Annotated in this window: 10 protein-coding genes; 6 read left to right on the top strand and 4 right to left on the bottom strand. The window is 70.0% G+C overall.

All coding sequences use genetic code 11. From position 1 onward, the window contains the following. Positions 1–127 precede the first annotated feature (127 nt). Entirely contained in the window at positions 128–538 is a 411-nt protein-coding gene (locus VJR25_RS15645) for a DUF4383 domain-containing protein (protein WP_324116696.1), read from the bottom strand. A gap of 147 nt (positions 539–685) precedes the next feature. Between VJR25_RS15645 and VJR25_RS15650 the strand changes: the two genes are divergently transcribed. Next, entirely contained in the window at positions 686–1,558 is an 873-nt protein-coding gene (locus VJR25_RS15650) for a Rieske 2Fe-2S domain-containing protein (RefSeq protein WP_324116698.1), read from the top strand. Between the two features lie 36 nt (positions 1,559–1,594). Here the strand turns inward: VJR25_RS15650 and VJR25_RS15655 are convergent, their stop codons facing one another. Beyond that, on the bottom strand, positions 1,595–2,371 hold the full coding sequence (locus VJR25_RS15655) for a DUF4232 domain-containing protein (protein ID WP_324116701.1): 777 nt from the start codon (positions 2,369–2,371) through the stop codon (positions 1,595–1,597). Between the two features lie 207 nt (positions 2,372–2,578). Here VJR25_RS15655 and VJR25_RS15660 point away from each other — a divergent pair, with 207 nt between their 5' ends. Both VJR25_RS15660 and VJR25_RS15665 read left to right on the top strand, forming a co-directional pair. Next, entirely contained in the window at positions 2,579–3,577 is a 999-nt protein-coding gene (locus tag VJR25_RS15660) for a magnesium and cobalt transport protein CorA (protein ID WP_324116703.1), read from the top strand. Between the two features lie 433 nt (positions 3,578–4,010). Further along, positions 4,011–4,508, top strand: coding sequence for a hypothetical protein (locus tag VJR25_RS15665; RefSeq protein ID WP_324116705.1), 498 nt, complete (start codon positions 4,011–4,013; stop codon positions 4,506–4,508). 134 nt (positions 4,509–4,642) lie between these two features. Here the strand turns inward: VJR25_RS15665 and VJR25_RS15670 are convergent, their stop codons facing one another. Further along, positions 4,643–6,559 carry a potassium transporter Kup gene (locus VJR25_RS15670; RefSeq protein ID WP_324116707.1) on the bottom strand — a complete coding sequence of 639 codons (1,917 nt, stop codon included), beginning with the start codon at positions 6,557–6,559 and terminating at the stop codon, positions 4,643–4,645. 161 nt (positions 6,560–6,720) lie between these two features. Between VJR25_RS15670 and VJR25_RS15675 the strand changes: the two genes are divergently transcribed. Next, positions 6,721–8,226, top strand: coding sequence for a sialidase family protein (locus VJR25_RS15675; protein WP_324116709.1), 1,506 nt, complete (start codon positions 6,721–6,723; stop codon positions 8,224–8,226). 36 nt (positions 8,227–8,262) lie between these two features. Here VJR25_RS15675 and VJR25_RS15680 read toward each other — a convergent pair whose 3' ends face one another. Next, the gene (locus VJR25_RS15680) at positions 8,263–8,679 is read right to left on the bottom strand and encodes a nuclear transport factor 2 family protein (protein ID WP_324116711.1); all 417 of its coding nucleotides are present in this window, start codon (positions 8,677–8,679) and stop codon (positions 8,263–8,265) included. 448 nt (positions 8,680–9,127) lie between these two features. Here VJR25_RS15680 and VJR25_RS15685 point away from each other — a divergent pair, with 448 nt between their 5' ends. Both VJR25_RS15685 and VJR25_RS15690 read left to right on the top strand, forming a co-directional pair. Next, a complete protein-coding gene (locus VJR25_RS15685) occupies positions 9,128–10,483 on the top strand; it encodes an MFS transporter (protein ID WP_324116713.1) in 1,356 nt (451 codons plus the stop codon). A 130-nt stretch (positions 10,484–10,613) separates the two neighbouring features. Beyond that, positions 10,614–11,537: an NAD-dependent epimerase/dehydratase family protein gene (locus VJR25_RS15690; RefSeq protein ID WP_324116715.1), complete on the top strand. Its 924-nt coding sequence runs from the start codon at positions 10,614–10,616 to the stop codon at positions 11,535–11,537.

The raw sequence follows: 11,537 nt of genomic DNA on the forward strand, positions 1-11,537 counted from the left end.
CGCCAGGACGACGACGGACGCCCCGTCGCGTCGCCCGGCGCCGATGGAACCCGCGAGGGCGAGGTTGAGCAGGCCGGCGCCCCAGGCGAACAGCGCCGGCCAGGTGCGCGCCAGCGCGCCCATCTCGTCACTGCATCGCGAGTCGGGACCCGCTGCGCTCGACGCCGAGGCCGAACGCCAGCAGCAGGATCGCGCTCGCGAGGTGCAGGAACTGGTCGAACGTGTTCAGCGCGAGGATGTTCGCCGCCGTGCCCACCAGGAAGAACCCGGCGATGCCGAGCAGCAGGTAGGCCGCGCCGATCACCGTGTTGGTCGTCTTCGCCGCCCGCGTCGAGACGAACCCGGCGATCACGAGCGCGGCGCCGATCAGCAGGTGCGCCACGTTGTGCAGCGGGTTGACCATGAAGATGCCCAGCAGCATCCCGCCGTTCGTGGCGAGGAACGAGACGCCGCCGGTCACGGCGAACCCGACGAGGCCCACGACGAGGTAGACGGCACCGAAGATCACGGCGACGAGGCGGTTGGGGGACGTACGCATGGCTTCCTCCTTCGTTCTGCGGCGGATGCCGCTCAGGAGGGATTCGGAGCCGAGCGGGAATCGGATTCACGAATCCGCGCAGTCCGCAAGGCCCCCTGTGCTCGGGTGGCACCCGGCGTAGCCTGCCGGGGAGAGGGAAGGGGCATCATGGGACGACTGAACGAACTCGCCCAGAACGCCGTCAGCACCGTCGAGCAGGCCGACAGCCTTGATCGGGTCTCGGCACCGCTGCAGACCGTGGTCAAGAAGCTGACCGGCAACCCAGCCGTGAAGAACGTGCTCTCCGGCACCTGGCTCGGGCATTCGCTGCATCCGGTGCTGACCGATCTGCCGATCGGCGCGTGGGTGAGCGCCACCGTCGTGGACCTGGCCGGCGGCGAGCAGGGTGCCGCCGCGGCCCGCCGCCTCGTGGGCATCGGCGTGCTCGCCGCCGCTCCGACCGCGGCCGCCGGCGCATCCGACTGGTCGGACACGCACGGACCGGCACAACGCGCCGGACTGATCCACTGGGCCGGCAACTTCACCGCCACGGTGCTGCAGGGCACGTCGTGGATGCTGCGCCGCCGCGGCCACCGCGGCGCCGGCGCGACGCTCAGCCTGCTCGCGCTCGGCATCACCGTCGGCGCCGCCTACCTCGGCGGCCACCTCACGTTGCGGCGCGGGATCGGAGTGAACCACACCGCGTTCCAGGACGACGTGACGGAGTGGACGGATGTCGCCGCCGATGCCGACCTCCAGGAAGCGAAGCCCATCCGGGTCGAGGCATCCGGAGTCCCGGTCATGCTCGTGCGCACCGGCGGCGCCGTCCGCGCCCTGTCGGCCACCTGCACGCATGCGGGCGGCCCGCTCGACGAGGGCACGATCGACGACGGATGCGTCACGTGTCCGTGGCACGGCAGCCGGTTCGATCTCGCCGACGGAAGCGTCGTGCGCGGGCCCGCGTCCGCGCCGGAGCCGGTGTGGGACGTCAAGGTCGAGAACGACCGGGTCTGGGTGCGCTCGACCGAGCCGCGGTCCTGACGGACGGCGGCTCGGTCGGGCGATGCGTCGCCGGAGCTACAGGTACAGCCCCGGCGTCACGAAGAACGTGTCGAGGCTGTGCACGTCGGCCAGCCATTCGGCGTGCTGGGTGGGCGTCTGCATGGCGTCCGGCAGCGAGATCAGCTGGTGGAGCTCCGCGATCTGCGGGGCCCACCCGGTGGCGCTGCCGGCCTGCAGCGCGTTGATCGCCGCCTGCCAGTACAGGCCCTGGTTCGCCGAGATCGCGTGCGACCCGCGGATCCACGCGAGTTGCGCGGGCGCGTAGCCCGGGTAGGAGGGCACCCCGGCCACGACCGGGCGCACGAGCAGGTCGCACACGCTCACCGAGACCGGACGCGGCACGACGAGGGTGGTGTTCGGCGGCGTGATGTCGATCGAGTGCGACCACGTGCACGGCCCGCTCGTGACCGGGTTGAAGTTCATCCAGGACACGGCCGATGAGGCGTATCCCCCGGCGGGCACGATGACGGTCGTCACCGTGTAGCCCGTCGCGTGCCCGGCGTGCGCGATCACGTGCCCGGTGCTGTTCACCGCGGCGATGACGGCGTAGCCGCGCAGGGTGCACGCCGAGTGCGTGGCGTTCCGGTAGATGACCGACATGTAGCTGTGGCCCGCGGCGCCCTGCGTGAAGGTGGGCGTCACGGCCAGAGCCGAGTTCGTGCAGGCCGGCGTCGTGGCGTGCGCGGGGAGGGCGGAGGCGGTCAGGATGCCGCCCGCGGCGAGGACGATCGCGGCCGCCGCAGCGGCGAGTCGTGTCCGGCGGCGGAGCGGGAGGGCGGTGTTCGTGGACATCGGGGGGATCCTCTCTCGGGTCTTTGCCTGAGAGAGCGGCATCCGCGCCGGGCTGATACCGCCCCGGCGCATCCCCGACCGCACGCCGCGCGCCGCACGTGTGTGCGGTGGACCACGGCCGTCGACCGTCCTAGCATGGCGATGTCGGCCGGGGCCCACGCGGCACGGCGTCAGGCGGCAGGTCGAACGCCCACCCCGGAGGACCCGATGATCGTCGATTGCGCGCACTACGTGGACGGCCGACGGCAGGGTGAGGGACCGCTGCAGCTCGACGAGGCCGCGGCCCTCTGCGAGACCGAGGGGTTCGTGTGGCTCGGTCTGTTCGAGCCGGAGGCCCACGAGCTGACCCTGGTGCGCAAGACCTTCGAGCTGCATGAGCTGGCGGTCGAGGATGCGCAGACGTTCCACATGCGTCCCAAGGTCGAGACCTACGACGAGGGCGTGCGGCTCGTCATCCTCCGCACCGCGCGCTACGACGACGCTGCCGAAGAGGTCGAGTTCGGCGAGATCAGCGTGTTCCTCGCACCCAAGTTCGTGATCACGGTGCGGCAGGGGGTCGCCAGCGAGCTGCACGGCGCTCGGCTGCGGCTCGAACAGCGGCCCGAACTGCTCGCCACCGGCACCACCGGGGTGCTGTGGGCGATCCTCGACCAGGTGGTCGACGGCTACACGCCCGTCGTCGCCGGGCTGGAGCACGACATCGACGAGATCGAGGCGACCGTGTTCTCGGGCAGCGCCGCGCCGACCGAGCGGATCTATTCGCTGCGCCGGGAGGCCACCGACTTCTATCGCGCGGTGCATCCGCTGCTGAACGTGGTCTCCACGGTCGAGCGCACGGCGGCCGAGCCGGTGCTGCAGCCCTACCTTCGCGACGTCCACGACCACCTGACCCTGATCAACGAGGAGGTCGCCGCGCAGCGGGACCTGCTCGGCACGGTGCTCGAGGCGAATCTCTCGGTGATCTCCGTCGAGCAGACGCGGGTCGGCGTGCGACAGAACGCGACCATGGAACGCCTCACCGTGCTGGCGACGGTGTTCCTGCCGCTGACGTTCATCACCGGGTTCTTCGGCCAGAACTTCTCCTGGCTCGTCGATCACATCGGCGGTTTCTGGCCGTTCGTCGTCTACGGCATCGGTGGTCTCGTGATCCCACTCGTGCTGCTGCTGCTCTGGCTGCGCCGCGGGGACTCGCGCCGCTCCCGCTGACGTACCGACCCGACCCGAACGGAACCATTGACAGGCGCGCGGCGGGTGGCAGGATACTGTGCAGGCGACCGGGTCATCCGTGGGGGCGAACGAAGCTCTGGGGCACGGTGGGGCCGCCTCGTTCAGCGTGGGGAACGCTGAAACCGCGATGACCGTCAGCCCGCGGGCGGGCGGATGCGGGCATGCGGCGCCGACGGCTCCTGGGGAAAGCGACCGATCGGCAGTCCGGTTTGGGGCCGGGAGCGCAGACATGGAGCGATCGCCCGACGGGCGTGCCGCATCGTCGCGCCGACCGCGTCCCGGGGCGGAGGGAGGCAGACCTGCCCGGTGACCATCACCCTCCGGCGCCGCGCCATCGCACCGCGCACCCGATCGCGGCGGGCGACGGCCCAGCGCCGGCGACCACCCACATCCTCACCCGAAGGGATTCATCATGGGTGCGCAACGCACTTATCCGGCCGCACGGCGGCCACTGGCCTTCCTCGGCGCCGCGGTGCTCGCCGCTGCGGGGGCGATCGCGGCCCCGGCCGCTGCGTTCGCCGACTACGGCAACTCGTCGGTCTACCAGATCGAGCTCTCCGCCAATCTCAACGGACAGTCCGCGAAGCTGCTCGGCGGCACCGGCGGCGGTGCCTGGCTGTGGATCGAGCTGAGCAGCGATCACACCGGCGACTACCAGGGAGCCGACTGCGGCCACGGCGGTCCGACCGGCGCCGCCCGCGACAGCGGCGAGGTGACGTGGTCCGACAGCAACGGCTGGATCACGATCGACGGCGTCATCCTGAACGGCCTCGGCGGCTTCCCGACCACGATCACCGTGCCGGACACGTTCGGCCACTACAGCGGCAAGGTGGGGACCTACCTGACCCTGCCGTTCCCGCCCTCCATCACCGCCAACCTGGGCACGGCGCAGCTCCAAGTCGCGCCCTGACGACAGGCGACCCGCTCGGGCGGCCGTTCGGCGAGGCTCGCCGCCACCGTGACCGTGCCGCCCGAGCGGGTCATCGATGACGCGCACGCGCGCACGTCCGCCCTGCTGCCCGCCGAGCTCGTGCGCGCCTGAGTTCAGAGCTCGATCTGCGACCCCATCACGATGACGCGGTCGCGCGGCAGGCCGAAGTGGTTGCTGGCATCCGACGTGATGTGGGATGCCGCCAGGAACAGCCGCTTGCGCCAGCGCGCCATCTCGGGCGCGTTCCCCTCGCGAAGCTCGATCTTCGACAGGAAATAGGTGGCCTTGTCGAGGTCGAGCGGCCCTTCGGTCTGCTCGGGAGACAGCGTCGCCAGGGTGCGCGGCACATCCGGGGTCTCGGTGTAGCCGAACCGGGCGGTGACGTGGGTGATGCCGTCGGTCGGGTCGCCGAGGTCGTCCACGGTGAAGCGCTCCGACTCGGGCAGGCGCGGCACAGTGTCGATCTCGACGGAGAGGATGATGACCCGCTCGTGACGCACGTGGTTGTGCTCGACGTTCGCGCGCAGCGCGAGCGGGGTGGTCGCGCTTCCGGGGTTGAGGAAGATCGCCGTTCCGGGCACGCGGTCGACGAGGTCCGGAGTGATGCGCAGGTTCTGCACGAAGTCGACCAGCGATCCTTCGGCCTTCGTACGGCGCGCGGTGATCAGCTGGCGTCCGCGCTGCCACGTGGTCATGACGGTGAACGCGATCACGCCGATCGCCAGCGGCAGCCAGGCGCCGTGCACGAACTTGGTGAGGTTGACGGCGACGAACAGCAGGTCGACCGCCCCCAGCACGACGGCGCCTCCCCACAGCAGCCAGCCGGGCGTCGTCCAGCGATGGCGTGCCAAGTAGAAGAACAGGACCGTGGTGATCATGATGGTGCCCGTGACCGCCATCCCGTACGCGAACGCGAGGGAGGCCGAGCTGCGGAACGTGAACACGAGCGTGAGCACCGACACCATCAGCAGCCAGTTGATCCACGGCACGTAGATCTGGCCGTGCGTCGACGACGACGTGTGCGCCACGCGCAGCCGGGGCAGGTATCCCAGGCCGGCCGCCTGGCTGGCGACCGAGAACGCCCCGGAGATCACGGCCTGCGACGCGATCACCGTGGCCGCGGTGGCGAGCACCACGAGCGCGATCCGGCCCCAGCCCGGGGCGAGCAGGAAGAACGGCGCGGAGATGTTCGCGTGGTCCTGCAGCACCAGGGCGCCCTGGCCGAGATAGCTGATCCCGCACGCGGGGAAGACGATGAACAGCCACGCCAGCGAGATGGGGCGCCGGCCGAAGTGGCCCATGTCGGCATACAGCGCCTCGGCCCCGGTGACCGCGAGCACGACGGCGGCGAGCGCGAAGAACGCGATCTGGAAGTGCCCGACGAAGAACCCGATGGCGTAGGTCGGCAGCAGCGCGAGCAGGATGCGGGGATCGTGCGCGATGCCGCCGATGCCGAGCACCGCCACCACGAGGAACCACAGCACCATGACGGGGCCGAACAGCCGCCCGACCACCGTGCTGCCGAACCGCTGCAGCAGGAACAGGATGAGCAGGATGACGGCCGTCGCCGGCACCACCAGCTCACCGAGGTTCGGGTTGATGACCTTGAGGCCTTCGATGGCGGACAGCACCGAGATCGCCGGCGTGATCATGCTGTCGCCGAGGAAGAGCGCCGCGCCGAGCACCGCGAGCGCGGAGAGCAGGGCGACGGTGCGGGTGCGGCCGCCCGGCGTCCACCGCCGCAGCAGGGTCAGCAGCGCCATGATGCCGCCCTCGCCGTCGTTGTCCATCCGCATCGCCAGCAGCACGTACGTGACCGTGACGATGAGCACGATCGACCAGACGATGAGCGAGATGACGCCGTACAGGTTGTCGGTCGTCAGCGGCACCGGGTGCGGGTCATTCGGGTTGAAGACGGTCTGCAGGGTGTAGATCGGGCTCGTGCCGATGTCGCCGAACACCACCCCGAGCGCGCCGACGATGAGGGCGAGCCGGAGCGGGCTGCGGGCGGTGCGTGCAGGGCTGTTCACAGACGAAGCCTAGAGCCCGGCCGCCGTCGCCCCGCGGCGTCCTAACGGGATCCTCACGACCTCGGCCCCGCGCTTCCGGCACGCTGAGACCCTTGTCGCCCAGGCTCGCGGATGGTATACCAGCGAGAGTCGGAACCATTCCCACCCCCACGGAGGTCCACATGCCCAGGTCACGAAGCCGTGTCGTCCGCACCATCGCCGCAGTCGGCATCGCCGCCGTCCTGCCGGCCCTGGCGACCGCGACGGGCGCCGCCGCAGCCGACAGACCCGGCTCACCGGGCCCCTCCCGGGTCTCAGCCCAGACTCCGTTCACCGCGAGCTGCAGCACGCCGAACCCTGCCGTCCTGCCGAGCCTGAACACCGAGGTCGAACCGTACGTCGCCGTGAACCCGCGCAATCCGCGCAATGTGGTGAGCGTGTACCAGCAGGACCGGTTCGTGAACGACGGTGCGAACGGGGTGCTGGCATCCGTGTCGGCGAACGGCGGCCGCACGTGGCAGGTGCCGCCTCTGTCGCAGCAGCCGACCTTCGCGAACTGCGAGGGCGGCACCGCGGCGAACGGCGGTGACTTCCAGAAGACCACCGACCCGTGGATCGATTTCGCCCCGTCCGGTCGCGCGTACTTCGCCAGCGTCTCGTACAACGACACCGACTGGGACACCGCCGAATTCGTCTCGACGTCCGACAACGGCGGCCGCACCTGGAACGCACCGTCGACGATCGTGCGGGAGAACATCAGCGGCGTGATCGACGACCGCGGCGCCGTGACGGCCGACCGCATCCTGCCCGGCAACGCCTATTTCGTCTATGCCCGGGCGATCGTCTCGCCGAGTGACGCCGCCACCGGCGCGGCGTACTACAGCCGCACCATCGACGGCGGGCGCACGTGGTCGACAGCTCGCCCGATCTACCAGGCGCCCCTCGGCATGGAGACCTCGGCGAACCAGATCATCGAACTGCCCTCCGGCGAGCTGATCGACGTCTTCAACCTCACACCGATGGACTCCGACTTCAGCCCCGGCGCTCCGCGGCACGACGCCATCATGGCGGTCCACTCCAGCGATCACGGCGCCACCTGGTCGAAGGCCACCACCCTCGTGACCAACGAGATCAGCGGCGTCGTCGATCCCGGAACCGGCAAGCCGGTGCGCGTGGGCGACAACTTCACGCACATCGCGGTGGATGCCAGACCGGGCACCGCGAATGTCTACGCCGTGTGGGGAGACTCCCGGTTCTCGGGCGGCACCACCGAGCAGATCGCGTTCGCGGCGTCCGCCGACGGCGGGCGCACGTGGAGCGAGCCGGCGCTGGTCTCCGCGCCGGGCTCATCGGCGTTCGCCCCGTCGGTCGCGGTGAACTCCGCCGGCCAGGTCGGCGTCGCCTACTACGAGATCGCCCCCGGCACCACGGCATCCACACCGCTCGCCACGACGTATCGGTTCGCGGTCTCGAACGACCGCGGCACGACGTGGACCGGACGACGCGTACTCACCCCGAAGCCGTTCGACCTGCGCGGGGCGCCCTATGACGGCGGCTACTTCCTCGGCGAGTACGAGGGCTTCACCGCCGCGGGCACGACGTTCATCGCGACCCCGACGTTCGTGAACGACGGCGACGCCGCCGACCCGACGGACGTCTACTCGTTCTCGATCGCTCCGGCGCGGTAGCGCCGAGGTCCTCTCGGAACGCGGATCGGCGCCCCCTCAGACGGGACGCCGATCCGCATCCGGCTCTTCATCGCCATGACGGTGCACCACCTTCCAGCGGCCGCCTTCGCGGCGATACACCTGTGTCACCCGCAGCGCATACGAGCGCGGCTGACCGTTCACGGTCGCCGACGTGATCTCCCGCTGCACCGTGTACGCCAAGTCGCCGCTCACGTCGGCGGCGATGAGCTCGATCTCGGCGGATGCCGCGTCCGAGAACCCTGCGCCCAGCTTCCGGAAGGCCTCGTGCACCGCATCGGGGTCGGTCGCGGTGAGCCACGCACCGAAGAGCGTCACCGGGGCCCGGTCGGACCACGTCTCGAACCGCGGTCCCGCATCGCCGTCGTGAAGGGCGTCCTCGGCCGCCCGCCACGTCGTGTCGAACCACTCGAGGAAGTCCTCCCGGTCACCCATGACGCCCATTCAACTCCCCCCGGCGAGCGGGCGGAAGGTCCGGCGCAGTAGCCGCGGATCACGAATTTGGAATACCAAATATTCCACTTCGTGAAATTCCTTTCTCACTTCGCGGATATGTGTTACGGTGATTTTCAGAGCCGAAGACGACGAGATCTCACCACCGGCGATCCCGATGTCAGGATTCCCCGCCTTCGACACCACTCACAACCACACGAATCGCGTTCGGACGACGCGGATCTCGATCAGTGAACGATCGTGAGGATGCCGGCTGCTCCCTCCGGGAACGAGCCCCCTTCACGCTCCCAGCAGCGCTCTGGAATCACTGACCGTTCCGCCGAGACCGAGCCACCGGCAGACGCCCCGCGGGCTTTCCGAGCCCGCGTTCCGGCTGCCATCCGAAAGCACGCCGATTCTGAGCCCGGCGTCGCGTACGAAGGAGTACCACGTGTCCGAAGCAGCAATTCCGTCAACGGTCGCTGTGCCACAGATCCTCGCCAAACCGAGGGGCAAGAAGCGCTGGGGAATCGCCATCCTGATGGGCGTCGGCATCCTCATCAATTACATGGACCGCCTGTCCATCTCGGTCGTGCAGACGCCGCTCTCGCACGAGTTCCACATGACGGCGACCGACTTCGGAATCATCTCGTCGGCATTCCTGTGGTCGTACGCGATCATGCAGATCCCCTCGGGCGCTCTGCTTGACCGCTTCGGCGTGAAGAAGATCTGGGCGGCCGGCGCCATCCTCTGGACCGTCGCCTCGGTGCTGACGGCGATCGCCACCGGCGCGTGGATGATCATCCTCGCCCGCATCTTCCTCGGCGTCGCCGAGGCCCCCGCCTTCCCCGGCGCCATGAAGGCGACCGGCATCTGGTTCCCCCGGCACGAGCGCGGCCTCTGCACCGCGATCTTCGACTCCGGTACGCGCCTCGCGAACGTCATCGGCCTGCCGATCGTCGCGTTCGTCGTGCAGGCGTGGGGCTGGCGCGAGGCGTTCTGGGTGCAGGCCGTGCTGTCGGTGCTGTTCCTGCTCGCATTCCTCGTCTGGTACCACGGCCCGCGTGAGAAGTTCGCCCGCAAGCGTCTCAGCGAGGGCGAGCTCGACTACATCATCGCCGGCGGCGCGAGCGTCGAGCAGCCGCACGACGACCAGCCGGTGCGCATGCTCGGCTACCTGCTCAAGCAGCGCAAGCTCTGGGGCCTCTCGCTCGGCCTCGCCGGTGCCGGATATGTGCTGTGGATGCTGCTGACATGGCTGCCGGGCTACCTGCAGACCTCTCAGCACCAGAGCGTGCTCGGCAGCGGTCTGTACGCCGCCATCCCGGCCCTCGCGATGTTCCTGTCCGAGCTGTTCATCGGCGGGTTCTGGGTCGACCGGGTCATCGGCCGCGGCGCGAACGGCGACAAGGTGCGCAAGACCGTCATCGTCGTCGGCATGCTCGTCGCCCTCCTCACCGCCGGGGCCGCGCTGACCAGCAACACCGTCATCGCGATCACGTTCATCGCCGTCGGCAGCGCGGGCATCGCGCTGGTCTACGTCACGAGCAACTCGCTGCCCGCCCTGATCGCCCCCTCCGGCGCGGCAGGCTCGGTCGCGGCCATCATGAACTGCGTGAACCTGCTCGCCGGCGTCGTTGCCCCGATCCTCACCGGGTTCATCGTCGACGTCACCGGCAGCTTCCAGTGGGCCTTCATCATCGGCGCCATCGCGCTGGTCGGCGGCCTCGCCAGCTACCTGCTGCTGATGGGGAAGATCGAACCGATCCCGGCCCCGCCGAGCACGAAGGATGCCGAGACGGTCTGAGTCCGCTTCCCGAGCCGTCCGCCGGTCCGCCCTCCCGGGCGGGCCGGCGTTCTTTCGCGGGCGTCGGTTCCGTGCGTGCTCGATCCGTGCAATTATTGAACATGTTCACTTTTTGCTCGAGGCGGCGCCGATGAGGGTCGCGATCACCGGCGGGACCGGCTTCGTCGGCCGCCACCTCGCCGAGCGGTTCGATCCGGCGGATGTGGTGGTCGCGTCCCGCCGGACGGGGACCGACGTCGACGACGTCGACGCGCTGACCGCGGCCTTCACCGGGCGCGACGTCGTCGCCCACTGCGCGGGCATCAACCGGGAGATCGGCGACCAGACCTATGACCGGGTGCACGTGCGCGGCACGGCCGCCGTCGTCGAGGCCGCGCGGCGGGCGGGGGTGCCGAGGATCGTCATGCTGAGCTTCCTCCGCGCCCGCCCGGACTGCGGTTCGCCGTACCACGAGTCGAAGTGGGCGGCCGAGCAGATGGTGCGCTCCTCAGGCCTCGACTACTCGATCCTCAAGGCCGGCATGATCTACGGCCGCGGCGACCACCTCGTCGACCACCTCAGCCACACCGTGCAGACGATCCCGGTCTTCGCCGCCGTCGGGCTGCGCGAGAAGAGCATCAGCCCGGTGCCCGTCGCGGAACTCGTCGACGTGCTCGTCGCCGCCATCGACGGGGCGCTGCCGTTGCAGACCGTCGCCGTCCGGGGCGCGGAGACCCTGCTGCTGACCGATGCCGTGCGGCGCGTTGCCCGCGTCGTCAGCCGCCGTGTGGTCGTCGTGCCGGCACCGCTCCTCTTCAACCGTGTCCTCGCGCAGGTGGCGGAGTGGACCATGACGGTGCCGCTGCTGTCGACGGCGCAGGCGCGGATGCTGGCCGAAGGCGTCACCGATGCCGCTCCACCCGCGGGCGAACTGCCGGCGGAGCTCCGGCCGCGCCTGCCGTTCGACGACGACGCGATCCGTGCCGCACTGCCCGCACCGGGCGGATTCGGGTGGTCGGACCTTCGGATCAGTCGTCGACGCGGCGGACGCCGAGGCTCTCCAGCCACTCGATGA

Source organism: Microbacterium sp. (assembly GCF_035277845.1).
Taxonomy (GTDB): domain Bacteria; phylum Actinomycetota; class Actinomycetes; order Actinomycetales; family Microbacteriaceae; genus Microbacterium.

Coding starts and splice junctions, on each gene's coding strand:
- VJR25_RS15645 (WP_324116696.1), bottom strand. CDS start 538: ATGCGTACGTCCCCCAACCGCCTCGTCGCCGTGATCTTCGGTGCCGTC.
- VJR25_RS15650 (WP_324116698.1), top strand. CDS start 686: ATGGGACGACTGAACGAACTCGCCCAGAACGCCGTCAGCACCGTCGAG.
- VJR25_RS15655 (WP_324116701.1), bottom strand. CDS start 2,371: ATGTCCACGAACACCGCCCTCCCGCTCCGCCGCCGGACACGACTCGCC.
- VJR25_RS15660 (WP_324116703.1), top strand. CDS start 2,579: ATGATCGTCGATTGCGCGCACTACGTGGACGGCCGACGGCAGGGTGAG.
- VJR25_RS15665 (WP_324116705.1), top strand. CDS start 4,011: ATGGGTGCGCAACGCACTTATCCGGCCGCACGGCGGCCACTGGCCTTC.
- VJR25_RS15675 (WP_324116709.1), top strand. CDS start 6,721: ATGCCCAGGTCACGAAGCCGTGTCGTCCGCACCATCGCCGCAGTCGGC.
- VJR25_RS15680 (WP_324116711.1), bottom strand. CDS start 8,679: ATGGGTGACCGGGAGGACTTCCTCGAGTGGTTCGACACGACGTGGCGG.
- VJR25_RS15690 (WP_324116715.1), top strand. CDS start 10,614: ATGAGGGTCGCGATCACCGGCGGGACCGGCTTCGTCGGCCGCCACCTC.